This is a genomic window from Kitasatospora sp. NPDC096128, from assembly GCF_040303105.1.
Lineage (GTDB): Bacteria > Actinomycetota > Actinomycetes > Streptomycetales > Streptomycetaceae > Kitasatospora.
Window position 1 is genome coordinate 1 of sequence record NZ_JBEOSP010000060.1, and the last position, 23,262, is coordinate 23,262.

Annotated in this window: 21 protein-coding genes; 10 read left to right on the plus strand and 11 right to left on the minus strand. The window is 70.9% G+C overall.

Annotated elements, in window-relative coordinates:
* Window positions 1-237: 237 nt before the first annotated feature.
* The 3 genes from ABTY61_RS37675 to ABTY61_RS37685 all read right to left on the minus strand — a co-directional run bounded on the left by ABTY61_RS37675 (window position 238) and on the right by ABTY61_RS37685 (window position 2,805).
* Window positions 238-1,062 carry a class I SAM-dependent methyltransferase gene (locus ABTY61_RS37675; protein ID WP_350509709.1) on the minus strand — a complete coding sequence of 275 codons (825 nt, stop codon included), beginning with the start codon at window positions 1,060-1,062 and terminating at the stop codon, window positions 238-240.
* Window positions 1,063-1,324: 262 nt separating this feature from the next.
* Window positions 1,325-1,627: a hypothetical protein gene (locus tag ABTY61_RS37680; protein ID WP_350509710.1), complete on the minus strand. Its 303-nt coding sequence runs from the start codon at window positions 1,625-1,627 to the stop codon at window positions 1,325-1,327.
* A complete protein-coding gene (locus ABTY61_RS37685; protein WP_350509711.1) occupies window positions 1,624-2,805 on the minus strand; it encodes a helix-turn-helix domain-containing protein in 1,182 nt (393 codons plus the stop codon). The genes ABTY61_RS37680 and ABTY61_RS37685 overlap by 4 nt, the downstream gene beginning before the upstream one ends.
* Window positions 2,806-3,055: 250 nt before the next feature.
* On the opposite strand from ABTY61_RS37685, the gene ABTY61_RS37690 reads away from it, so the two are divergent.
* From ABTY61_RS37690 to ybaK, 7 genes are all read left to right on the plus strand, one after another.
* Window positions 3,056-3,577: an ATP-binding protein gene (locus ABTY61_RS37690; RefSeq protein WP_350509712.1), complete on the plus strand. Its 522-nt coding sequence runs from the start codon at window positions 3,056-3,058 to the stop codon at window positions 3,575-3,577.
* Window positions 3,578-3,662: 85 nt separating this feature from the next.
* A complete protein-coding gene (locus ABTY61_RS37695; protein ID WP_350509713.1) occupies window positions 3,663-4,262 on the plus strand; it encodes a P-loop nucleotide/nucleoside kinase family protein in 600 nt (199 codons plus the stop codon).
* Window positions 4,259-4,792 carry a class IV adenylate cyclase gene (locus ABTY61_RS37700; RefSeq protein WP_350509714.1) on the plus strand — a complete coding sequence of 178 codons (534 nt, stop codon included), beginning with the start codon at window positions 4,259-4,261 and terminating at the stop codon, window positions 4,790-4,792. The genes ABTY61_RS37695 and ABTY61_RS37700 overlap by 4 nt, the downstream gene beginning before the upstream one ends.
* A gap of 72 nt (window positions 4,793-4,864) precedes the next feature.
* Complete coding sequence (locus ABTY61_RS37705) at window positions 4,865-5,902, plus strand: radical SAM protein (RefSeq protein WP_350509715.1); 1,038 nt, start codon at window positions 4,865-4,867, stop codon at window positions 5,900-5,902.
* A 176-nt stretch (window positions 5,903-6,078) separates the two neighbouring features.
* Window positions 6,079-6,897, plus strand: coding sequence for a hypothetical protein (locus tag ABTY61_RS37710; protein WP_350509716.1), 819 nt, complete (start codon window positions 6,079-6,081; stop codon window positions 6,895-6,897).
* A gap of 77 nt (window positions 6,898-6,974) precedes the next feature.
* Window positions 6,975-7,712: an LON peptidase substrate-binding domain-containing protein gene (locus ABTY61_RS37715; RefSeq protein ID WP_350509717.1), complete on the plus strand. Its 738-nt coding sequence runs from the start codon at window positions 6,975-6,977 to the stop codon at window positions 7,710-7,712.
* A 59-nt stretch (window positions 7,713-7,771) separates the two neighbouring features.
* On the plus strand, window positions 7,772-8,266 hold the full coding sequence (ybaK, locus tag ABTY61_RS37720) for a Cys-tRNA(Pro) deacylase (RefSeq protein WP_350509718.1): 495 nt from the start codon (window positions 7,772-7,774) through the stop codon (window positions 8,264-8,266).
* Between the two features lie 120 nt (window positions 8,267-8,386).
* On the opposite strand, the gene ABTY61_RS37725 is transcribed toward ybaK, so the two are convergent.
* The 6 genes from ABTY61_RS37725 to ABTY61_RS37750 all read right to left on the minus strand — a co-directional run bounded on the left by ABTY61_RS37725 (window position 8,387) and on the right by ABTY61_RS37750 (window position 14,671).
* Window positions 8,387-9,133, minus strand: coding sequence for a hypothetical protein (locus ABTY61_RS37725; protein WP_350509719.1), 747 nt, complete (start codon window positions 9,131-9,133; stop codon window positions 8,387-8,389).
* A gap of 82 nt (window positions 9,134-9,215) precedes the next feature.
* A complete protein-coding gene (locus tag ABTY61_RS37730) occupies window positions 9,216-10,022 on the minus strand; it encodes an ABC transporter permease (protein WP_350509720.1) in 807 nt (268 codons plus the stop codon).
* Window positions 10,019-11,020 (minus strand): ABC transporter ATP-binding protein, encoded by a 1,002-nt coding sequence (locus tag ABTY61_RS37735; RefSeq protein WP_502895497.1) that lies wholly within the window; start codon window positions 11,018-11,020, stop codon window positions 10,019-10,021. The genes ABTY61_RS37730 and ABTY61_RS37735 overlap by 4 nt, the downstream gene beginning before the upstream one ends.
* A 73-nt stretch (window positions 11,021-11,093) precedes the next feature.
* On the minus strand, window positions 11,094-12,386 hold the full coding sequence (locus tag ABTY61_RS37740) for an NYN domain-containing protein (RefSeq protein WP_350509721.1): 1,293 nt from the start codon (window positions 12,384-12,386) through the stop codon (window positions 11,094-11,096).
* A 250-nt stretch (window positions 12,387-12,636) separates the two neighbouring features.
* Window positions 12,637-13,683, minus strand: a complete 1,047-nt coding sequence (locus ABTY61_RS37745; protein WP_350509722.1) for an aspartate-semialdehyde dehydrogenase — start codon at window positions 13,681-13,683, stop codon at window positions 12,637-12,639.
* 100 nt (window positions 13,684-13,783) lie between these two features.
* Window positions 13,784-14,671 carry a dihydrodipicolinate synthase family protein gene (locus ABTY61_RS37750; protein ID WP_350509723.1) on the minus strand — a complete coding sequence of 296 codons (888 nt, stop codon included), beginning with the start codon at window positions 14,669-14,671 and terminating at the stop codon, window positions 13,784-13,786.
* A gap of 72 nt (window positions 14,672-14,743) precedes the next feature.
* Between ABTY61_RS37750 and ABTY61_RS37755 the strand changes: the two genes are divergently transcribed.
* Window positions 14,744-15,631, plus strand: a complete 888-nt coding sequence (locus ABTY61_RS37755) for a LysR family transcriptional regulator (RefSeq protein WP_350509724.1) — start codon at window positions 14,744-14,746, stop codon at window positions 15,629-15,631.
* Window positions 15,632-15,661: 30 nt separating this feature from the next.
* On the opposite strand, the gene dnaE is transcribed toward ABTY61_RS37755, so the two are convergent.
* A complete protein-coding gene (gene dnaE, locus ABTY61_RS37760; protein ID WP_350509725.1) occupies window positions 15,662-19,195 on the minus strand; it encodes a DNA polymerase III subunit alpha in 3,534 nt (1,177 codons plus the stop codon).
* 168 nt (window positions 19,196-19,363) lie between these two features.
* Window positions 19,364-20,182, minus strand: a complete 819-nt coding sequence (locus ABTY61_RS37765; protein WP_350509726.1) for a hypothetical protein — start codon at window positions 20,180-20,182, stop codon at window positions 19,364-19,366.
* Window positions 20,183-20,282: 100 nt separating this feature from the next.
* Here ABTY61_RS37765 and ABTY61_RS37770 point away from each other — a divergent pair, with 100 nt between their 5' ends.
* Window positions 20,283-20,684 (plus strand): SgcJ/EcaC family oxidoreductase, encoded by a 402-nt coding sequence (locus ABTY61_RS37770; protein WP_350509727.1) that lies wholly within the window; start codon window positions 20,283-20,285, stop codon window positions 20,682-20,684.
* A gap of 425 nt (window positions 20,685-21,109) precedes the next feature.
* Window positions 21,110-23,212, plus strand: coding sequence for a transglycosylase domain-containing protein (locus ABTY61_RS37775; RefSeq protein WP_350509728.1), 2,103 nt, complete (start codon window positions 21,110-21,112; stop codon window positions 23,210-23,212).
* Window positions 23,213-23,262 lie beyond the last annotated feature (50 nt).

A 23,262-nucleotide genomic window follows, 5' to 3' on the forward strand; every position in this document is an offset into this window, starting at 1 on the left:
TTTTAGATTGGGCGGGGCGCTTCACCCCGCCCGCCCCCACTTGTCCTCCTCCGGCTCATGCACATACGCCGCGGCCCCCCCCCCCACCGCGGCGGCCCCCCCCGGCAATGGGCGCGCCTCACCTTCGAGTAACGGGAGACCAACGACCACCGGCTTTCCCTCGTCGCCGCTTCGGCCTCGCCGAATCGGCGACGGCTGGCGCGCAGGAAGTCGGCCGGACCGACTTCCTGCGCAGATCTAGAGAGGATCACGGCAGATCAGGATGCCGCCGAGGCATGTGATCTTGAATGACCCCTCCGTCTCGATCGTGGCGGTCACGATCTCGGCTGCCTGGCTGACGGTTTCGTGGAACGGGACACCGCTTTGATCGGCCCATGCTTCGTAGGAGGCCAGATGGGCGACGATCGGCGCGGGATCAGTGACCTGGATGATGCCGGGCAACTCCCGGACCCGGATGTCCTTGAATACCGTCTTGAGGTAACCGGGGGCCTTCTCCAGGGAGAAGCGGGAGCTGAGCGAGACCCGTGCCGGCCCCTCGGGAATTCCGAGGACCTCGCCTGCGGCCCGGGCCCAGAGCCGGTCCAGCTCCTGCTTGTCGGTGTCACTGTTGGTCGACGCGATGAGCACTCCGCCAGGCCGGAGGACACGGGCCAGTTCTTTGATCGTGGCCTCGATATCGGTGACGTGGTACAGCATGTGCAGTGCGAGTACGGCGTCTGCGCTGTCGCCGGCGAAGGGCAGGGCCTGAGCGTCCGCCACCAGAACCGGCTTCTCGACATCCGTGAGGATGCCCATCGAGATGTCCATCCCGACGAGCCGAAGGTCCGGCCGGTCCTTGCGCAGACGGCTCACGAACGTGCCGTTGCCACAGCCGACGTCGAAGACGATCCCGCTCGTACCGGCCAACTCTTCGACGACTATCCCGGGAAGGTCGTACTGGGGTCGCTGCCATCTGTAGATGGACTGGCGGGCGGCCAGGTGGTGCCCGTCGGCATAGGCGCTGTTCGCGAGGATCGTAGTGTCAGTGACTGCAACGTCCTGCTGTGCGGTGTTGCTCTTCACTGGGGCAGCTCCGGAGGGTTCGTCAGTGCAGTTCGAGAGCTTCTACTTCACGCCGGAGAGGTCGCCGTGGGCGAGGTTGGGCGTTTGGCGAGGTCCCGCCCGTCCACCCCATCCAGGAACCTACGATTCGACGGCGGCCCCGGCCAGAATGGCCGGGGCCGCCGAAACCATGGGCACACAAGATCACCCGTGCGCCCCGACCGAGAACGGCCGGGGCGCACGAAAGACACTCACCGGGACAGCGGCAACGGCCGAGGAGCGGTCAGTTGTCCCACGCGGTCACGGTAGGCTCCGGCCACTGCTCGGCCAGCGCTGCGAGATCCGCCGGAAGCAGGGCGACCAGCAAGGCCCGGCCGTTGGAGACAGCCTTCAACGCGGCTTCCTGCGCCTCGTCCTTGGTGTCGAACATGCCGTCGCCCACGGTCTCGTTGTGGGGCGGCTCGCCGACCTCGCCGACCCACTGCGACGCCCCAGGCCATACCCGGATGTGGGTGAGCCGGGACGGTTCGGGAAGACCCGTGACGCCCCGAGCTGCAGCTTCCTTGATCACGTCTTCGATGGTCATGCCTGGGCTCTCCTCATCTCGGCCAGTGCGGCGTCCAGTCGCGCGGAGCGGACGACGGCGGAAAGGTCGGTGGCTGTGTAGGCGTAGTGCTCAGCTTCTTCGCGGGCGCCCTGGCGGTAGAGCACTGTGGCCAGTTGGGCGGTGTCGATCGCCTTCGAGCGGGCTCGGTTGGAGGTCTGGGAGTCCACGGCTCGGCGGAGTCGGGACACCAGATCGGATACAGGTTTCCCCTTGACCGTCGCAAGCAGGTAGAGGGCGTGACCGGTCTCGCCGTGCAGCTTGTGTTCAGTGAAGTACCACATCCAGCGCGGTTCACTGCGGAGGTCGGTAACGCGGCTGTAGATCGACTCCGCAAGGGCGATCTGCCGCACCACCTCGGGTTCGTCACCTTGGATGGCGTACGCCTGGGCCTTGACCGCCGCGATCATTGCGAGCGCCGACAAGGGCACGTTGCCCATGGCCATGTCGGCCAGGGCGACAGCATCTCCGGGCTTGCGCTCGGCGATCTCCTGGCGGGCGAGGCCGGTCGCGACGTGACACAGGAGCCCGTCGTCGCCGGCCTCCTGGGCCGCCTTGATGCCGAGCCCGAATGTGCTGCGTGCCGGCGAGTTCTGACCCGCGTCGAACGCCGACCACGCTGCAAGGTCGGCGAGATTGGCGATCTGGCCACACAGCCGGTCGCGGACACGCGGTCCCATCGACGACTTGGTGAGATCGACAGCGCTCCGCAGTTCGCCGAAGGCCAGATGGCGAGTGGCAATACCTCCGCTTCGCCGGTCCCACTCCTCCAGAGCGAAGGTCCGCTCTGCAATATCGTCAACGTCCTTCATCCCCACGAAAGATGGAGATGGCACCACGTCCGGCAGGATCGAGGCCAGAGAGACGGCCAAGAAGTCACGGCGCTTCGACTCACTCACCTCCTCACGGTCCCGCCGGGTCCGCTTCGGGAACAGTCCCAGCTCTGCGTTCGTGGCCACGCCGAAGACGCCGCGAAGAGCATCACGGACATCCGCATCGGGCCAGCGGATCACGCCACGTTCTAATCGGCTGATCACATTGGCGTCAATCGCCGACTCACGGCCGGTCGCGGCCTTGATCCGGGCGTTCGCCCGGCTCGCGACCTCGCCTTGGGTCCACTCTCGCCCAAGACGAAGCCTTCGTAGAGCGTCGTTGGTCATCCGAGGCCCGTCTACGCGGTGCCGTTGGTGAGGGCCAGACAGCCTAGTGAACTGCCTAGCTTCTGCCTACAGGATCGCCCTGCCCCTACCCGCACCGCAGGCGTTTGATGGTTTCTCAGTCGCCCGGGGTGATGGGCCGGTTACGCCGGTGCTGTCGGGAAGGCCCCCGGGCGACGTCACTGCAGCGTCGTACCCGGGCCTCGGTCAGGCCGGGCCCTCCCCCTCGCAACTCTCAACGGCTGGAGGCCGTATGCCCGTCGACGACCCCGCGGCCACGTTGATGAGCCCGCCCGACCCCGCCCCGTTGCCCGCGCCGCAGGAATGGGACGTCGAACCGGAGCCGAGGGCAGTGCCGCCCTCTCGTCGCCTGATCCGGAAGATTGCCGAAGCCTGGCAGGTGCCTATGTCGGACGCCGCCCTGCGGGATGTGGAGCTCTGCGCTGACGAGTTGTTGGCCAACGCCATCGAGCACACCCGTGCACGGTGTCGGGTCTCGGTTCGGTGGACGGGCGAACGGTTGCGCGTAGCGGTCACCGATTCGAGCCTGGCCCTTCCGGATCGGGAGGCTGCACAGGACACCATCACGGGTGGCCGTGGGCTGCTCCTTGTCGAGGAGCTCGCGCACTCCTGGGGCTGGCACCCGACCAGCTCGGGGAAGACCGTGTGGTTCGAGTGCGCGGCTGACCAGCTGATCACGGGCAGCCGACGCATGGCCGTCCTCCTACGCGCCGCCAACGACCAGATCGCGAGCCGTCCGACGCGTTCGGCGTGACTCGAGCACCCCGTCCTGGGCCCTGGCCGCCGGGGCGGGGTGTCACAACCAACAACCCAATGATCGACCAAGGAACGGAGTTCGAATGGATGCGCCCCGAGGATCCTTCATCACCCTCGACGGTCTCAGCGCGAGCGGGAAGAGCACCGTCGCCCCACTGGTCGCCGCCTTCGTCAACGGCGTCCACCTCACGCACGACGCCTCGCCGACGTTCCCCCGCATGCGCGCGGAGATGGATGCCACCGGCAACCTGCCGGCGCGATTCCACTGGTGGCTTATGGCGAACCACATGACCTCGGAGACGGCCCGAGCACTCACGGAGAGCGGGCGGTCTGTAGTGGTCGAGTCCTACTTCCCGCGCACCATCGCCACGCACAGGGCCATGGGGCACGACTGGCCCCCTGAGTACCCGAGCGGGGCCCTGGTGCCGAATGTGCCGATCCTGCTGGAGGTGGACGAGCGAATTCGCCAGGAGCGACTCCGTCGGCGGGCTGAGCGCGGAACGCTGAGCTACTGGCACCAGCGGGAGGAACCCAACGTGGTCGAGAGCTCCCGCGTGTACCGGGCCTTCAACCTCCTTCGCGTGGACAGCAGCGACCGCACGCCGGAACAGGTCGCCCGCGCAATCGCCGATATCGTTCGCTCCCGCGTCCCGTACGGCTTCAAGGAAGGCAACAGCCAATGACCGCAATTGAGTTCGAGGCAAAGATCCTCAACGTCGAGCCGGAGAAGATCCGCGCGCTGCTAGCCGAGGCTGGGGCCGATCACGTGGCCGACCGCTTCCAGCGTCGCTACGTCTACGACGTCCCGGGTCGTCCCGGGACGTGGGTGCGTCTGCGAGACACCGGCAGCGACATCACGCTGTGCGTCAAGGAGATCCACTCCGACGCGATCGACGGCGTGACCGAGACGGAGACGACCGTCGGCGACTTCGACGCTGTGAACACGCTCCTCGGCAAACTCGGCTACCAGCCGAAGGCGTACCAGGAGAACCGTCGCTCCTCCTGGACGCTGGGCGGCGCGGCCATCGAGATCGACGAGTGGCCGCTGATCCCCCCGTACGTGGAGATCGAGGGCAACAGTGCCGAACACGTCCACGCGACCGCGCTCGCGCTCGGGCTCCCCGTCGCCGAGCTGACGAGCGAGAACACGACCAAGGTCTACCGCCGGTACGGAATCGACATCGAAGCGATTCCCCGACTCACCTTCGAGTAACGGGAGCATCCCTTGCCAGTAACCCAACACCCGGCGATCCGGGTCGTCCGGGACAGGACCATCCGCATCAAGGTGATCGACGACTGCGGGTTGACCTGTACGTTCTGCCACAACGAGGGAACACCGGTCACCGCCGACAACAAGGGCCGCGCCCTGCTTCCCTTTGTCGCGGGGCCGGGCAGGACCGGGCGCGTTTCGATCTACAGCGAGTCCAACGGCGTCGCCTTCCTCGCTTCGAAGATGATCCCGGACATCCACTTCCGCCGTGCGGTGCGGACCGTCACGAGGGCGTTCAATGCCAACGAGGTCCACCTCACCGGCGGAGAGCCCACCCTCCACACGGAGGTCTCCGCGCTGGTCTCGGCGCTCACCGGAATGGGCCTGAGCGTCGGAATGACCAGCAACGGTGAGCGCGGCCAGCAGGTGCTGCCGGACTGCTCGGCCTCCGGCCTGAACCGGGTCAACGTCTCCGTCTTCGGCACGACCGCCGAAGAACTCCAGAGCGTTCAGTCCGAGCGCTTCAAGTCTTCGGGGCTGGCCGAGAGCAAGATTCGTGCCGCCGAGCAGACCATCCGGGCCGCCGTCTCCAACGGGGTGAAGGCCTCCGTGAACATCGTCGTTCCCGGCACAGCGCATGTCGACCGGGTCGTCAACCTGGTCGAATCGTACGGTCAGTTCGCGGATGTTCGGATGCTCACCAGCATCCAGCACAGAGCTGAGTCGATCGCGGCGATCTCCGAAGTGCTCGACCGAGTCGGCGCGGAGCCCGTGCTCCGAACGTTCACCGCTGGCACCTCCGACGAACGCACCCTCTACCGAGCACTCGGCAGCCGGGCGGTCTACGTGAAACGCCTGTTGCCGGTACGGCTCCCGGACACCTGCGCGTCGTGCCGCTTCAACAACGACTCGGACTGTCAGGAGGGCTACTACGGCGTCCGGCTCTATCTCACCGAGCAGGGCGAGTACATGGTCGGCGTCTGCATTCAGCGTATGGACCTCTGCGTCCCCGTGGCCGAGTTGTCGAAGAGCGGAATCGTGGAAGAAGTGCAGGCGTTCAAGGATGCCGAAGTCCGGCGGCTGACGAGCCGGTACGGCGCCGCCGTCACCTGAGCGACCATCCCGAGAGGCCGGGCCATGGCGGCAACCGTGGTCCGGGCCACGGCTTTTCGCGAACGCTTCGCACTCAGTGTGATTGCCGTGCTACGTTGCGCATCATCAACAGAACACAGTTGACCCCGGCGATGCAGCAACATCCCGGGGTCCGGCACCAGGAGCAGCAACTCCAGATGCAGATTCATCGTAGCGCCCACGCGCGCTCGTTCACCGTGCTTCCCAACGGCCTCCTCCAGGACCGTCGGCTCAGCTACACCGCCCGAGGACTCCTCGCCGATCTGCTCTCCCGCCCGAACGGGTGGCGCGAGGACGGTCGGCAGATGGCCGACACCAGTCCGCAGGGGCGCGGGGCCGTCCGGCGGGCGCTCAAGGAGTTGAAGGACGCCGGGTACTACCGGGTCGACACCGTCCGGCTGCCCGACGGGACCCTCCGCTCCGAGGCCCACGTCTTCGACACCCCACGACACGCACCGGCTGTCCCCCGTCCGGCCTCCGGTGAGCGGGGCACCGGCCGCGCTGTCACCCCTCCGGTAAAGGACCCGGGGGAAAAACCCACCCTCCCGGATGAACGGACCCGTACGGCGGTGGCCACGCTGTTCCGGGCGATCCGGTCCGAGCCCCGGCTGCGCCTCGGCGAGGCCGAGGCGGCACAGCTGGCGCCGCTCGTCAGCGAGTGGCTGGCGCGGGGCAGCGACGAGGCCGGATTGGCTCTCGCGCTGCTCCCCGGGCTGCCCCAGCCGATGCACTCCCCGGCGGCGGTCCTCCGCGACCGCCTGCAACGCAAGCTGCCGCCCGAGCGAGCGCCGCACCCCTCCCCCGCGGAGTGCGCCGAGTGCCACGACCCGGTGCCCCGGCCCGGCATCTGCCGCCCTTGCGCGGGCCTCGGAGGGACGAGAACGCTCGCGCTCGGCATCGGCTCCGCCGCCACGCCCGGTGGCGCTGCCCGGGCCCGGGCAGCCCTGCGCGGGCACGGTCTCTTGGCCACCGCGTGAACACGGTGCGTGTCCAAGGGTCCGCGCTGCGACAGCCGCGCGACAAGGCGGGGCGCCGGGGAACTACGCTGTCCGCCGTGACAGAACGGCTGCCGCTCTTCCCGCTGAACACCGTGCTCTACCCGGGCCTGGTGCTGCCCCTGAACGTCTTCGAGGAGCGATACCGCCGGCTCGTCGCCGATCTGCTCGAACAGCCCGAGGACGAGCCGCGCCGATTCGGCGTGCTCGCCATCAAGGACGGCCGCGAGACCGCCCCGGTCCGGCCCGCCGAGGAGGGCCCGGCCGGGCCGCTGGACGGTCTGGGTACCGTCACCGGGGACCCGCTGGAGGCGATGTACCACCTCGGCTGCGTCGCCGACATCTCCTCCGCCCAGCCCCAGCCCGACGGCCGCTACGAGCTGCTGGTCACCGGCACCACCCGGTTCCAGCTCCGGCCCGGCTCGGTCGACGTCGGCGGCCCGTACCTGACCGGTGAGATCGAGCCGGTGGAGGAGCTTCCCGGCGAGGGCTCCGGCGCCCTCGCGGCCGAGGTCGAGCGGGCCTTCCGGGTCTACCAGAAGCGCCTGGCCGGCGCCCGCGAGGCCAGCACCCACGGCCGCCAGGAACTCCCCGACGACCCCCAGGTGCTCTCCTACCTGGTCGCCGCCGCCTCGGTGTTCGAGACCCCGGTCAAGCAGCAGCTGCTCGCCTGCCCCGACACCGCCCAGCGGCTGCGCGCCGAACTCGACCTGCTGCGCCGCGAGAGCGCGGTGCTCAGCTGGCTGCCCTCGCTGCCCGCGGTCGACCTGACCCGCCAGTCCTTCAGCCCCAACTGACCCAACTGACCCAGCCGACCCAGCCGACCCAACCGAGCCACCCCGAGGCACCCCCCCAGATGGCCAAGAAGCCGAAGAAGGGCGGCCAGGGCACCCCCGCCACAGTCGCCCTGGAGACCGCCGCCGTCCCGTACACCGTCCACGCCTACGAGCACGACCCGGCCGCCGCCTCCTACGGCGGCGAGGCCGCCGAGGCCCTGGGCGTGGCCGCCGAGCGCGTCTTCAAGACCCTGGTCGCCGACGTGGACGGCACCCTCACCGTCGGCGTCGTCCCGGTCGCCGGCCAGCTCGACCTCAAGGCCCTGGCCACGGCCGTCGGCGGCAAGCGCGCCGCGATGGCCGACCCGGCCGCCGCCGAACGCAGCAGCGGCTACGTCCTCGGCGGCATCTCCCCGCTCGGCCAGCGCCGCCCGCTGCGCACCGTGGTCGACGCCAGCGCCCTGACCCACCCCACCGTCTACGTGTCGGCGGGCCGCCGCGGCCTCGAGGTGGAGCTGGCCCCCGCCGACCTGATCGCCCTCACCCGCGCCCGCACCGCCCCGATCGCCCGCTGAGTCGGCGGGCACCCCTCCCGACAGAAATCCCCGCGCCCCGAAAAGGGGCGCGGGGAACTGCGCGGGGCGGAAGGCTGCGGCCTGTGCCCGGCCGCCGGCCGCCCGCCCCGCTCACGTCGATCAGCCCTGCTTCCGGTCCTCCGACGCCGAGACCGGCCCGTCCGCCGGAGCCTGACCCGCAGGGTCCCCGTACGTCCCCGCCGGCACCCCCCAGTACGGCGGCGGGTCCTCCTCCCGCTTCCCGAACGCCGCCGACAGCGCCAGCAGCACCACCATCGCCGCCATCGGCCACACCAGCAGCGCGCCCAGCGCCCCCAGGTCGATGCTCGCGTCGAAGTGCCCGCCGTTGCCGACCCGCCGGGCCTCGCCGATCAGGTTGTCGCTCGGCCCGAGCCGGCGGCCGAGCTTCCAGGCCCCGTACGAGCCGAGCAGTCCGCCGATCGCCAGCCCCAGCGCGACCGAGATCCCGCCGCCGCGCTTGCGGGTCACCAGGAAGGCCCCGAGCGCGGTGAGGATCCCGGCGCCCAGCCCGATCAGTACGAACACCGCGTCGGCGCCGGCCCGCTGCTCGCCCTCGGGGTCCACGTAGAGGATCCGGTCCCCGTCCACGACCAGTGGCACCTTGGGCGCCAGCCAGGCCCACAGCCCGGCCATCGCCAGTCCGACCAGCAGGCACACGAGCACGACCCCGGCGCCGATCCGCAGCTCGGCCGGCACCCGGTGCTCGACCTCGGGCGGCGCCGCGGGCAGCCCGGCGGGCGGCTCCTGGTCGGAGACCGGCGGCGGCGCGAACGGGTCGGGTACGGCTCCCGGCTCGGCCGGCGCGTCGGCACGGGCGGGTTCCGGAGGTGTGTTCGGTACGGTCACGGGTCCCATCGTTTCACGACGCCCGTCCGAACGACCGCACCGCCCACCACACCCGCCCACCACACCGCCCGTCCGGAGCGGCCTACCGCGCGACGGCCCGCCGGTACGCCCAGGTGGCCAGGGCCAGCGACACCACGCCCACCCCCGCGCAGACCCCGAGGTCGGCGAGCACCATCCCCCAGTCCGGGTCCGGCGCGAAGGTCCGCGCGAAGGCCTCGACCCCGTACGTGGAGGGCAGCAGGTCGCGCAGCCACAGCACCGGCTGCGGCAGGTGGTCGACCGGCAGCACGCCGAGCAGCAGCGCCGCCGACATGCCGAGCTGCCCGAGCATCGTCGCGATCTCCTGCCGCGGCGCCAGCAGCCCGCAGGCCGCGCCGAGCCCGGACAGGGCCGCCCCGGCGAGCGGCACGACGGCGAGCAGCACCCACAGCTGGCCGAGCGGCAGCCCGAACATCACCGCGCCGATGCCGGCCGTAACGAGCGTCCCGGGCAGCGTGAACGAGGCGTACGCGGCGGCCGCGCCGAGCACCACCGAGGCCGCCGGGACGGGCAGCGTCGCGTAGTGGTCGAGTCCGCCGGTGGCGCGGAGCTTCCCGAAGTACTGGGCCAGCAGGTTCAGCGCGACGAAGGCGACCACCAGCACGCTCGACCCGGCGACCACCGACCGCGCCGCCGAGGTCTGCCCGGCGTCCACGACGCCCCGCATCATCACCAGGATGCCGACGGACTGGAAGGTGGCCACGAACAGCAGCGGGATCCGCGCGACCTTCGCCCGGGTCAGCTGCGCCCGGTAGACCGCGGCCAGGGCGGGGAGCAGCCGGGCGGCGGGGGCGAGCGGGGCGGCGGCCGTGGACCGGCGGGTCTGCGGGGGCACCGAGAGCAGCGTCACTTGGCCAGTCCTCCGTGGCGGCCGCCCAGCTTGAGGTAGGCGTCCTCAAGGCTGGGGGTGGCGAGGGTGAAGTCGTCGAGGGCGGCGAAGGCCGGGCCGGTGGTGACGGCGGCGACCAGTTCGCGGGCCTGCTCGGGGGTGGTGCGGACGGTCCAGCGGCGCCCGGTGCGTTCGGCCCGGCCGGCCAGTTCGGCGACGGCGGGGACGCCGATCGGGGCCTCGTCCCGCCAGACCAGGTCGAGCCGGACGTCGCCGTCCACCAGGGCCTTCAGCCCGCCGGGCGTGTCGCAGGCGATCACCCGGCCCTCGTCGATCACGGCGACCCGGTCGAGCACCGTCTCCGCCTCGATCACGTTGTGGGTGACCAGCAGCACCGTCGTCCCGTGTTCGGCCCGCCGCCGGTCGACGGCCGACCAGACGGCCCGCCGGGCGACCGGGTCCATGCCGGTGGTGGGTTCGTCGAGGACGAGCAGCGGCCGCTCCCCCACCAGGGCGGCCGCGAAGCAGGCGAGCCGCCGCTGCCCGCCGGACAGCTTGGCCAGCGGGCGGCCGGCGATCGGCTCCAGCCCGAGCTCGGTGAGGACGTCCGCGGCCGCGCCGCGGGCCGCCGCGCGCGAGAGCCCTCGCAGCCGTCCGGTGGTCTCGGCGGCCAGTGCGACGGTCAGCTCGTCCAGGGCGGTGGATTCCTGCCCGAGGTAGCCGAGCAGCCGGGCGGCCCGCTCCGGGTGCCGCACGATGTCGTGCCCGAGCAGTTCGACGGTGCCGGAGTCCGGCCGCAGCAGGCCGGTGAGCTGGCGGACGAGCGTGGACTTCCCGGCGCCGTTGGGCCCGAGCAGCCCGAAGATCTCGCCCCGCCGGACGGTGAGGCTGATCCCGTCGTTGGCCCGGATCGCGGTGGCGGCGGGGCCGCGCCCGGTGCGGTAGGTCCGGACCAGATCGCGTACGGCGACGCACGGCGCGGGGGTGTCCTGGGGTGCTCGCCCGGCCGTCTCTTCCACGACCGGAGACTTTACGCGCTCACACGGGCGAACCGGACAACGGGGGCCGGTCCCCGGAGGCCGCCGGGACGCGTCAGTCGTCCACCACCATCGACCCGCCCGGGACCCGGGCCGCCAACTCCTTCCAGAACCCCGCCCGGATGGCGTAGCGGTCGTGCTCGTCGATCTGGTCGTCCTTGTGGGCGAGCAGTCCGAAGCGGGCCGCGTAGCGCAGCAGCTCGCCGTCGACCCGGTGCGGGATGCGCGGGTAGTCGGGCCAGAGCAGGGTGAGTCGTTCGAGGTCGCCGAGGCGGTCGCTCCAGCGGCGGGCGAAGACCTGCCCGACTTCGTGGGCGTCGCCGCCGATGGTGGTGATGTCCTCCTCGCGGTCGGCCCAGCGCTGTTCGGCGGTGGTGAGCTGGGCCAGGGTGGGCAGGCCGTCCCCGGCGGTGACGGAGGGCTCGGGGGCGGGCCGGTCGACCCAGCCCCGGTCGGAGGACCAGCGCAGCACCGGCCCGGCGGCCGCGTGCCCGTTGGCGGCCTGCCCGGCCGCCGCCTGCCCGTTGGCGTGTCCGTTGGCGTGCCCGTTGACGGCCGGGGTGATCGGGCTGACGGCCGAGACCCGCCCGGCGAGGTCCTTCGGGGTGGGCACCACGCGCAGGGCGGCGGCCGGCTGGGGCCGCCCGTTCGCGGCAGGCGCGTCGGAACCGCCTTCGGCGACGGCCGGCCGGACGACCGGGGGCGCCACGCTGGGCAGGGAGGCCGGCGGGGCGGCGAGGATCTTGGCGATCTCCTGCCGGGCGCCGCCGGTCCCGGGCGCCGGGAAGACGGTGGAGTGGTCGCGCAGCGAGAAGGACCCCTCGATCCACTCGCGGTCCAGGACCCGCCGCTCGTCGGCCTCGCCGACCAGGTCCTCGGACTGGTTGAAGTCCCCGTCGGCGGCCTGCAGCGCCCACAGGTGCACGGCCACGCCGTGCTCCTTGGCGGTCATCATCCCGGGCAGCAGGTCCCCGTCGCCGGTGATCAGGACGACGTCCGCGCAGGCCCGGTTGCGGGCGAGTTCGGAGAGTTCGGCGTGCATCGCCGCGTCGACGCCCTTCTGCACCCAGCGCCCCTCGGCCCGGGTGAGGGCGCCCAGCCGCACGGTGACCCGGGGCAGTACGCGCAGCCGCCGGTGCTCGGGCATCGGGCGGCGGTCGGGGGCCGCGTCGAACCAGTAGATCCGTAGCAGCGGCAGCCCGGTCTCGGCTTCGGCGCGTTCGCGCAGGGCGCTGATCAGCGCGGTGTGGTCGACGGTGACCTTGGACCGGGAGGGGTCGCCGGCGAGCAGGCTGGCCGCGGCGCCCAACAGGTATCCGGCGTCCACCAGGACGACACAGCGGTCCATCCGCGCACCTTCTTTCCGCTCGCCCTCGATGGTCGGTCTGGGTGGGCGGTCCGCCCGTCGGCCGAACGTGCGGGGTGAGGGGCCCCCTGACCGCCCGATCGTTGGGTCACCTTTTCCCCCTGGCTCGGGGCCCGAACCTCGGCAGATGTCCCGGTCACGCAACAGCCGCCCCAATGAGTCGCAAAGAAACACGAAGGCGGGCCCCGTTCAACGACGGGGCCCGCCAAATGTCACGCGGGGTCGAGCCGGGTCAGCCCTTGAGCTCGGCGGCGACCAGCTCGGCGAGCTGGACGGCGTTGAGCGCGGCGCCCTTGCGCAGGTTGTCGTTCGAGACGAACAGCGACAGGCCGTTCGCCACGGTCTCGTCGACCCGGATGCGGCCCACGTAGCTCGGGTCCTGACCGGCGGCCTGCAGCGGGGTGGGGATCTCGGACAGCTCGACGCCGGGGGCGGCCGCGAGCAGCTCGACGGCCCGCTCGGGGCTGATCGGGCGCTCGAAGCGGGCGTTGATCTGCAGCGAGTGGCCGGAGAAGACCGGGACGCGCACGCAGGTGCCGGCGACCTTGAGCTCGGGGATGCCGAGGATCTTGCGGCTCTCGTGGCGGAGCTTCTGCTCCTCGTCGGTCTCGTTGGAGCCGTCCTCGACGATGGAGCCGGCCAGCGGCACCACGTTGAAGGCGATCGGCCGCCGGTAGACCTTGGGCTCGGGGAACTCGACGGCGGAGCCGTCGTGGGCGAGCGCGGAGGCGCCGTCCACGACCTTGGCGGCCTGGTCCTGGAGTTCGGCGACACCGGCGACGCCGCTGCCGGAGACGGCCTGGTAGGTGGAGACGACGAGGGCGGCGAGCCCCGCCTCCTCGTGCAGCGGGCGCAGCACGGGCATGGCCGCCATGGTGGTGCAGTTGGGGTTGGCGATGATGCCCTTGGGCCGGTCGGCGATGGCCTCCGGGTTGACCTCGGAGACGACCAGCGGGACGTCGGGGTCACGGCGCCAGGCGGAGGAGTTGTCGATGACGACGGCGCCGGAGGCGGCGACCTTGGGGGCCAGGGCCTTGGAGGTGGAGCCGCCGGCCGAGAAGATCACGATGTCCAGGCCGGTGTAGTCGGCCGTGGCCGCGTCCTCGACGGTGACCTCGGTGCCCTGCCAGGGCAGCGTGCGCCCGGCCGAACGGGCCGAGGCGAACAGCCGCAGCTGCTCCACCGGGCCGATTCCACCGGGAAGTCCAGCCCGCTCCGCCAGGATCTCGCGGACCACGCCGCCGACCTGGCCGGTGGCCCCGACAATGCCGATCTTCATTCCGACTACTCCTCTGGATGGTGCTGTCTACAGCCGCACTCTGCCCATCATGCCTTGTCACGGGCGTCGTACGTCCTGGTATTCCACGGTATGAGAGCGCTCAGTGGTCCAGACCATTGACAAGGGCCAGCGCGGCCCCGACCTCCGCCGCCCCGGCCGGCAGCAGCGGCAGCCGCACGTCCGGGGTCGGGATCCGGCCCTGGGCGTGCAGCACGCCCTTGGTCACCGTCGGGTTCGGCGCCGTGAACGCGGACAGCGCCAGCCCGGTCAGCCGGTGCCCCAGCTCCCGGGCACGCTCGACGTCCCCGGCCCGCCAGGCCTCGTACAGCTCGACGAAGCGGCCGGTCGCCAGGTGCGCGGAGGCCAGGATGCCGCCGGCCGCGCCCAGCGCCAGCATCGGCGACAGGAAGGCGTCCTCCCCGGTCAGGAAGGCGAACCCGGCGGGGGCGTCGGCGAGCAGCTCGGCGGCCGTCTGGTCCAGCCCGCCGGTCGCGTACTTGACGCCCACCACGCCCTCGATCGCGGCCAGTTCGCGCAGCGCGGCGGTGGAGAGCTGCTGCCCGGTGCGGTACGGGATGTGGTAGACGACCAACGGCAGCGGGCTGCCCGCGGCCAGCGCCCGGAAGTGGGCGACCGTCCCGGCCTCGCCGGCCCGGACGAAGGCGGGCGTGGTGACCAGCGCCGCCGCCTGCGGCACCCGCGCGCCGAGCAGGGCCAGCACCTCGCCGACGGCCCGGGTGTCGCCGCCGGAGGCGCCGACGGTCAGCTGCGCCCCGCGCGCGGCGCAGGCGGCCGCGGCGACGTCCACCACCGCGTCCCGCTCCTCGGCGGTCAGCGCGGCGGGCTCGCCGGTGGTGCCGAGCGCGACCAGGCCGGCCGCCCCCGCGTCCAGCACCTCGTGCGCGAGCTTCTCCAGCGCGTCGAGGGCGACGGAACCGTCGGCGGCGAAGGGGGTGACCAGGGGGACGTGGATGCCCTTGAGTTCCATGCCGACGATCCTGCGGTCCGGTGATCGCCCAGGTCCAGTTCACATTTCCGACGCTTCTCGTAAGCTGGGCCGATGCTCGACGTCCGACGTCTGCGCCTGCTGCGCGAACTCGCCCACCTCGGCACCATCGCGGCCGTCGCCGAGGCGCTGTCCTTCAGCGCCTCCGCGGTGTCCCAGCAGCTGTCCGTCCTGGAGAAGGAGGCCGGCGTCCCGCTGCTGGAGCGCACCGGGCGGCGGGTCACCCTCACCCCGGCCGGGCTGGGCCTGGTCCGCCACGCCGAGTCCGTGCTCGCCCTGCTGGAGCAGGCGGGCGCCGAACTCGCCCACGCCAAGCGGGGGTTGGCCGGTCCGCTGCGGATCGGCACCTACCCCTCGGCGGCCCGCGCGATCATCCCGGCGGTGCTCGCCGGACTGGCCGCCTGGCACCCGGGGCTGGAGCCGATGGTCACCGAGGTGGACCCGGCGGCCGTCGGCGCGGCGCTGCGCGCGGGCGAGCTGGACGTGGCACTGGTCCACGAGTACGACCTCGTCCCGACCGACCCGGAGCCGGGCCTGGCCGTGACCCGCCCGGTCTTCACCGAGCCGATGTACCTGGCCGCCCGCACCCCGACGGTGCTCGCCGAGCAGCACGACGCGCCGTGGATCATGTCCCCGCCGGGCACGCTCTGCCACACCATGGCCGTCCGCGCCTGCGAGGCGGCGGGCTTCGCCCCCCGGATCCGGCACCAGATCGACGACTTCACCACGGTGCTCTCGCTGGTCGCCGCCGGCCAGGGGGTGGCCCTCGTCCCCCACCTGGGCACCGCCCAGCCGCCGCCCGGCGTCGTCCTCACCCGGCTGCCGATGTACCGCCGCACCCGCGCCGCGTTCCGGGCCGGCGCGGGCTCCCACCCGGCCATCTCGGCCTTCGTCTCGGCGCTCCACACCGCCGTGCCGCCGGGGCTGGGCAGCGGGGCCTGACGACGGCCCGGCTGCCCACGCTCCCCTGCCCTAGACCGACAGGCAGCTCGGCCCGAGCAGCTGCTTCAAGTCCCCGAACAGCGCCGGGTCGGACTTCACCCGGTGCCGGTCCAGCCGCAGCACCGTCGTCCTGGTGCGCCCCTCCAGCCGCACCCGCACCTCGGTCGTGCCCTTGTGGTGGGTCAGCACCTCACTGAGCCGGGCGACCAGCGGCGGGGTGACCTTCCCGGTCGGGATGTTGATGGTGATCGGCGCCTCGGCGTGGGCGTTGGAGAGGTCCGGGGCGGACAGCTCCATGCCCATCAGCCGCGGCACGTCCTCCCGCTTGTCCAGCTTGCCGCGCACGAACACCACGGCGTCCTCGACGAGTTGGGAGGAGACCAGCTGGTAGCTGGCCGGGAAGAACATGCAGTCGATCGAGCCCGCCAGGTCCTCGACGGTGGCGATCGCCCAGGCGTTGCCCTGCTTGGTCATCTTCCGCTGGAGGCCCGAGATGATGCCGCCGATGGTGACGATCGTCCCGTCCGGCCGCTCGGCGAGGTCCGCGACCGCGCAGTCCGCCTTGTCGGCGAGCACGTGCTCGATGCCGTGCAGCGGGTGCGAGGAGACGTACAGGCCGAGCATCTCCCGCTCCTGGGTGAGCAGGAAGGACTTCTCCCACTCCTCCTCGGAGAAGACGACGTCCAGCCCGAAGCTCGGCTCGTCCGAGGCGGTGTCGCCGCCGAAGAGGTCGAACTGCCCCTCGGCCTCCTTGCGCTTCACCCCGACGACGTTGTCGATCATCGGCTCGAACTGCGCGCTCAGGCCCTTGCGGGTGTGCCCGAGCGAGTCGAAGGCCCCGGCCTTGATCAGCGATTCGACGGTCCGCTTGTTGCAGACCACCGACTCCACCTTCTCCAGGAAGTCCGGGAAGGAGGTGAACTTCCCCTTCGCCTTCCGGGTGCGGATCATCGACTCGACCACCGGCCCGCCGACGTTGCGAATGGCGGTCAGGCCGAACCGGACGGTGTCGCTGCCGTGCGGCGTGAAGTCCGAGTCCGACTCGTTGACGTCCGGCGGCAGCACCTGGATGCCCATCTTGCGGCACTCGTTGAGGTAGACCGCCGACTTGTCCTTGTCGTCCTTGACGGAGGTGAGCAGGCCGGACATGTACTCGGCCGGGTAGTTGGCCTTGAGGTACGCCGTCCAGTACGAGACCAGCCCGTACCCGGCGGTGTGCGCTTTGTTGAACGCATAGCCGGAGAAGGGGACGAGGACGTCCCACACCGCCTGGATGGCCGCGTCGGAGTAGCCGCGCTCGCGGCAGCCCTTCTGGAAGGGGACGAACTCCGCCTCCAGGATCTCCTTCTTCTTCTTGCCCATCGCGCGGCGCAGCAGGTCGGCCTGGCCGAGCGAGTAGCCGGCCAGGATCTGCGCGGCCTTCTGCACCTGCTCCTGGTAGACGATCAGGCCGTAGGTGGGCCGGAGCACCTCCTCCAGGGGCTTCTCCAGCTCCGGGTGGATCGGGGTGATCTCCTGCTGCCCGTTCTTGCGCAGCGCGTAGTTGGTGTGGGAGTTGACGCCCATCGGGCCCGGTCGGTACAGCGCGAGGACGGCGGAGATGTCCTCGAAGTTGTCGGGCTTCATCAGGCGCAGCAGCGAGCGCATCGGCCCGCCGTCGAGCTGGAAGACGCCGAGCGTGTCGCCGCGGGCGAGGAGTTCGTAGGTCGGCTTGTCGTCGAGCGGCAGCTTGAGCAGCTCGATCTTCTCGCCCTTGTTCCGCTCGATCGCCTTGACGGCGTCGTCCATGATCGTCAGGTTGCGCAGTCCGAGGAAGTCCATCTTGAGGAGGCCGAGGCCCTCACAAGTGGGGTAGTCGAACTGCGTGATGGTGACGCCGTCGGTGTGCCGGGTCCAGACCGGGATGTGGTCGGTCAGCGGCTCGGCGGACATGATGACCCCGGCCGCGTGCACGCCGGGCTGGCGGATCAGGCCCTCGATGCCGCGCGCGGTGTCGATGACCTTCCGGACGTCCGGGTCGTTCTCGTACAGCCCGCGGATCTCGCCCGCCTCGCTGTAGCGGGGGTGGCTGCTGTCCGTGATGCCGGACAGCGGGATGCCCTTGCCCATGACGTCCGGCGGCATCGCCTTGGTGATCCGGTCGCCCATCGCGTACGGGTAGCCGAGGACCCGGGAGGAGTCCTTGATGGCGGCCTTCGCCTTGATGGTGCCGTAGGTGACGATCATGGCGACCTTGTCGGACCCCCACTTCTCGGTCACGTACCGGATCACGTCACCGCGCCGGCGCTCGTCGAAGTCGATGTCGACGTCGGGCATGGAGACGCGCTCGGGGTTGAGGAAGCGCTCGAAGATCAGGCCGTGCGGGATGGGGTCGAGGTCGGTGATGCCCATCGCGTACGCGACCAGCGAACCGGCCGCCGAACCGCGGCCCGGGCCCACCGCGATGCCCTGGCTCTTCGCCCACATGATGAAGTCGGCGACCACGAGGAAGTACGCCGGGAACCCCATCTGGATGATGGTGTCCATCTCGTACTCGGCGAGCTTCTTGTGCTCCTCGTCGTACCCGTCCGGGAAGCGCCAGTCCATGCCCTCCCAGACCTTGGACTTGAAGAAGTCCGCCTCGGACTCGAAGCCCTCCGGGATCGGGAACCGGGGCATCAGGTTCTTGAACTTGAACATGCCCTCGGTGTCGACCCGGGAGGCGACCAGCAGCTGGCTGTTGCGGCAGCCCTCCTGCCAGGCGTCCGAGGAGTCCAGCGCGTACATCTCGGCGGCGGACTTGATGTAGTAGCCGGTGCCGTCGAAGCGGAAGCGGTCCGGGTCCGAGAGGTTCTTGCCGGTCTGTACGCAGAGCAGCAGGTCGTGGGCGCCGGCGTCGGCCTCGGTGGTGTAGTGCGAGTCGTTGGTGACCACCGGCGGGATGTTCAGCTTCTTGCTGATCTCCAGCAGCCCGTCGCGGACCCGCTTCTCGATGTCGAGACCGTGGTCCATCAGCTCCAGGAAGTAGTTCTCCTTGCCGAAGATGTCCTGGTAGTCGGCCGCGGACTTCACCGCCTCGTCGAACTGGCCCAGCCGCAGCCTGGTCTGCACCTCGCCGGAGGGGCAGCCGGTGGTGGCCATCAGGCCGCCGGACAGCTCGGAGATCAGCTCCTTGTCCATCCGCGGCCACTTCACCAGCCAGCCCTCGGCGTAGGAGCGCGAGGTCAGCTTGAAGAGGTTGTGCAGGCCCTCCTTGTTCCGGGCCCAGATGGTCTTGTGGGTGTACGCACCGGACGCCGAGACGTCGTCCCGCTTCTGGTGCGGCTGGCCCCACAGGATGCGCTTGGTGTTGGAGCGGGACTCGGGGGCCACGTACGCCTCGATGCCGATCACCGGCGTGATCCCGGCGTCGGTCGCCTGCCGGTGGAACTCGGCGGCGCCGTACATGTTCCCGTGGTCGGTCATCGCGACGTGGGTCTGCCCCAGCCGCTCGACCTCCTTGAACATCTGCTTCAGCCGGGCGGCACCGTCCAGCATCGAGTACTCGGTGTGGACGTGCAGATGCGCGAACGGCTGATCGCTCAAGGCGGGGCCTCCGGAGGCTCTGGTGCTGATCTGGCGGGCCGGCGAACACGGTCGTCACAGGGGGAGAAGCCCTGGAAATGGAGGTGGCCCGGAACGCCTCTCGGGGTCCGGACCATCACTCACGCGTTCACGCGTCCACTCTAGCCCGCCCGCCCCCGGCGGGGGTCCTCAGGTCAGACCGGCGAGCCGTTCCCCGGCGGCGTTCCTGACCTCCGGCACCTCGATCGGGTCGTCCAGGAGGTAGGCCAGGCGGGCCCTGACGTGGGGGGCGTCGGGGGCGTGCCGGACACCCAGGAGACGGGCGTCCGCCTCGCAGTCCCAGAGCGACTCGGTGTACGCCTGGGGCATGCCCGCAGACCCGGCCGCCGCCAGCGCCTCCAGGTACGCGGCCCGCTCGTACGAGTGCGGGGTGTGCAGCCAGAACCGGCGCAGCAGCGAGACCGCCTCGCCCGCCTTCGGGCCGAACCGCGTCAGCCCGCGCGCCAGGTGCAGCGGCCCGCACCAGGTGCGGGCCGCCCAGTCCCGCTCCAACTCGGCGACCAGCGCCGGGACGTCCTGCTCCTCGTCGTGCTCGGCCAGGTCCCCCCAGCACTCCCGCGGCCGCGCCTCGGCCACCGACTCCAGGACACCCAGCCGGTGCTCGCCGTCCCGGACGTACGCCCGCAGTGCCTCCCTGGCCTCGACCGAGCCACTGAGCGCGAGCAGCCCCAGCACCCGGGTCGCCCGCTCACAGGCGTCCTCGTCCCCGGCCAGCACCTCGATGACCGGGCCGAGCGGCAGCTCCAGGTCCCGGATCAGCCGTGCCAGGTACAGGTGCCGCTCGTCGATCCGCCGGTCCCAGCGCCACTCCCACCGGACGCAGCCGTACACCAGCTCGGCGGCGGCCTCCGGGTCCTCCTCCGCCATCAGCGCGCCCAGGCCCCGGCCGCGCTGCAACAACCCCGGCAGCGACCCCGCCGGTGCGTACTCGTATCTCCGCTCTGCCACACCCCCATCGTCCCGCGGCCCTCACCGCCCCCACCCGCCGGGGCCCGAACGGCCCGAACGGCCTTGACCTCAAGCCGACTTGAGGTGTGAACGTGGCCCCATGACCACCGAAACCACCCGCGACCAGGACCTCCGCGCCATCCACGAGGTCGTCGCCACCGTCGAGCACACCCAACGGACCAAGGACGCCGACGGCTTCCTCGCCCTCTTCCACCCCGACGCCCTGTGGACCACCGCCCACGGCAAGGTCCTGATCGGCCTCGACGCGATCGCCGCCTTCACCCGGGAAGTCCTCCCCCGCGCCGACTGGGACGGCGAGGTCGGCTACGAAGTCGCCCACGTCCGGTTCCTCCGCCCGGACGTCGCCGCCGTCAAGGTCCGCCAGGCCTATCACCACGCCGACGGCGACTCCGAGGGCACCCCGCTGTACGTCATGTCCCGCGAGCCGAACGGCCGCTGGCTCCTGCACGCCTGCCAGAACACCGTCGTGCAGACCGCCTGACCGACGCCGGGCCCACCGTCGTGAACGCGCCGCCCCCCGAATCCCGTTGAACCGGACACGGGGACGACCCTCCCTCGGCGCGGGCGCAACGTTTCGCCCCTCCCACCGCATCAAGGTGGTGGGAGGGGGACACGGGAGGGGGAGGCCGCGCCCGCCGGGGCGTCGAATCGAGTACGCACCAGCGAATTACCCCCGTATTCATTCAGTTCGTATGCGATTTTCCTTTTCGAGCACACCTCCCCCATCTGTTGCACAGCCGTGACAGTCCCGCGCGAAAAGTCGTTCGACCAGCAAGGAGCGAGGGTTAGCATTCCGGAATGGAATCGAAACTCTCGCCGATACGGAATTCCTCCGATGACACGGATGCCCGTCCGGCTCGCAACTCGCCGCTCCGGCTGGCCCGTTTCGGTGCGACCTTCCTGGGTGTGAGCGTCGTCTCCGGGGTGCTGCTGGCGGGCCTCGTGCTGCCGGTCGCCGGCGGCGTCGGGCTGACCGCCAAGAGCACCGCGGAGGGCTTCGACGACATTTCCGACGACTTCAAGACCCCGCCGCTCACCCAGGCCACCCAGATCTTCGACGCCAAGGGCGGCCTGATCGCCAAGGTCTACGAGCGCGACCGCACCGTCCTCACCGCCGAGCAGATGTCGCCCTTCATGCGGCACGCCCAGGTCGACATCGAGGACGCCCGCTTCTACGAGCACGGCGCCGTCGACCTCAAAGGCGTCCTGCGCGCGCTCGGCAAGAACGCGGAGAGCGGCACCACATCCCAGGGCGCCTCCACCCTCACCCAGCAGTACGTCAAGAACGTCAACGTGGAGAACGCCGGCGAGGACAAGGACGCCGTCAAGGAGGCGCAGCGCAAGACCCTGGGCCGCAAGATCCAGGAGCTCAAGATCGCGATCAAGCTGGACGAGGAGCTGCCGAAGGACCAGATCCTCACCAACTACCTCAACATCACCTTCTACGGGAACGGCGCCTACGGCGTGGAGGCCGCCTCCCAGCGCTACTTCAGCAAGAGCAACAAGGACCTGACCGTCGCGGAGGCCGCCACCCTCGCCGGCCTGGTCCAGAACCCGGCCCAGTACGACCCGAAGCTGCACCCGGTGGCGGCACAGAAGCGCCGGGACACCGTCATCGACAAGATGCTGGAGAACAGGCACATCACCGCCGACCAGGCGAAGGAGGCGAAGGCCGCCCCGCTGGGCCTCAAGTACAAGGACCCGCAGAACGGCTGCATCACCGCCAAGGCCGGCATGGGCTTCTTCTGCGACTACGTCCGCCACGTGGTCAAGCAGGACCCGGCCTTCGGCAAGAGCGCGGAGGAGCGGAAGAAGTTCTGGGACAAGGGCGGCCTGAACATCTACACCACCCTGGACCCGGACAAGCAGGCCGCCGCCCAGAGCGCGGTGAACGGCAACGTGCTGGTCACCGACACCGTCTCCGCCGCCACGACCATGGTCGAGCCCGGGACCGGCAAGATCGTGGCGATGGCCCAGACCCGCCCGTACGGTCTGGCGAAGGAGAAGAACCAGACCATGGTCAACCTCAACGTCGACCTGGCGATGGGCGGCGGCACCGGCTTCCAGCCCGGCTCCACCTTCAAGCCGATCGTCGCGGCAGCGGCCCTGGAGGCGGGCCTGCCGCCGACCCAGGAGTACAAGGCGCCGCACGAGATCGAGTACCCGACGATGAAGACCTGCGAGGGGACGTGGCGCAACGAGGCCCGCCCCAGGACGACGGTGCCCAACGAGTCCGCCAGCGAGAAGGGCCCGTACCAGCTCAAGATGGCGATGGCCCTCTCGGTCAACACCTACTTCGTGCAGATGGAGCAGGACATCGGCCTCTGCGCGGTCAAGCAGATGGCCAACAAGTTCGGCATCACCCGCAAGGCCAGCGGCAAGCCCCTGGAGGAGGTCCCGGCGATGGCGCTGGGCGTCGAGGAGATGAGCCCGCTGACCATGGCGAACGTCTACGCGACCTTCGCCGCCCAGGGCACCCACTGCGACCCCGTCGCCATCACCAGGATCAGCACCGTGGAGGGCAAGGACGTCCCCGTCCCGGCCGGCCACTGCGAGAAGGCGTTCTCCGACTCGACGGCCCGGGCGATGAACACCATCCTGAACGGGGTGACCGAGAAATCGGGCACCGGCTCCAAGCTCCACCTGGACGACTACCGGCAGATCGCGGGCAAGACCGGCACCTCGGACCACAAGAAGGCCGCCTGGTTCAGCGGCTACACCCCGCAGCTGGCGGCCGCGGTCTGGCTCGGCGGCCCCGACGGCGGCGTCGAGATGCGCAACATCACCATCAACGGGACACCCCACACCGAGGTGTTCGGCGCCGACGGCCCCGGCCCGATCTGGCGGGACGCCATGAACGACGCGCTGCGCGGCACGCCCGCACAGTCCCTGCCGATGGCCGACATCCCCGACCCGGTCCCGCCGAAGCCCGACCCGAGCAGCTCCGGGACGCCCACGAGCACCGGCTCCCCGTCCAACCGCGACAACCAGGACAACCAGGACAACTGACCGACCCCGGCGGCCCCTCCCACCTCCGAGGGGCCGCCCGCTCGACCCCC

Coding starts and splice junctions, on each gene's coding strand:
- ABTY61_RS37740 (WP_350509721.1), bottom strand. CDS start 12,386: ATGGACCGCTGTGTCGTCCTGGTGGACGCCGGATACCTGTTGGGCGCC.
- ABTY61_RS37745 (WP_350509722.1), bottom strand. CDS start 13,683: ATGAAGATCGGCATTGTCGGGGCCACCGGCCAGGTCGGCGGCGTGGTC.
- ybaK (WP_350509718.1), top strand. CDS start 7,772: ATGGCCAAGAAGCCGAAGAAGGGCGGCCAGGGCACCCCCGCCACAGTC.
- ABTY61_RS37685 (WP_350509711.1), bottom strand. CDS start 2,805: ATGACCAACGACGCTCTACGAAGGCTTCGTCTTGGGCGAGAGTGGACC.
- ABTY61_RS37680 (WP_350509710.1), bottom strand. CDS start 1,627: ATGACCATCGAAGACGTGATCAAGGAAGCTGCAGCTCGGGGCGTCACG.
- ABTY61_RS37695 (WP_350509713.1), top strand. CDS start 3,663: ATGGATGCGCCCCGAGGATCCTTCATCACCCTCGACGGTCTCAGCGCG.
- ABTY61_RS37690 (WP_350509712.1), top strand. CDS start 3,056: ATGCCCGTCGACGACCCCGCGGCCACGTTGATGAGCCCGCCCGACCCC.
- ABTY61_RS37710 (WP_350509716.1), top strand. CDS start 6,079: ATGCAGATTCATCGTAGCGCCCACGCGCGCTCGTTCACCGTGCTTCCC.
- ABTY61_RS37750 (WP_350509723.1), bottom strand. CDS start 14,671: ATGGAACTCAAGGGCATCCACGTCCCCCTGGTCACCCCCTTCGCCGCC.
- ABTY61_RS37770 (WP_350509727.1), top strand. CDS start 20,283: ATGACCACCGAAACCACCCGCGACCAGGACCTCCGCGCCATCCACGAG.
- ABTY61_RS37700 (WP_350509714.1), top strand. CDS start 4,259: ATGACCGCAATTGAGTTCGAGGCAAAGATCCTCAACGTCGAGCCGGAG.
- ABTY61_RS37755 (WP_350509724.1), top strand. CDS start 14,744: ATGCTCGACGTCCGACGTCTGCGCCTGCTGCGCGAACTCGCCCACCTC.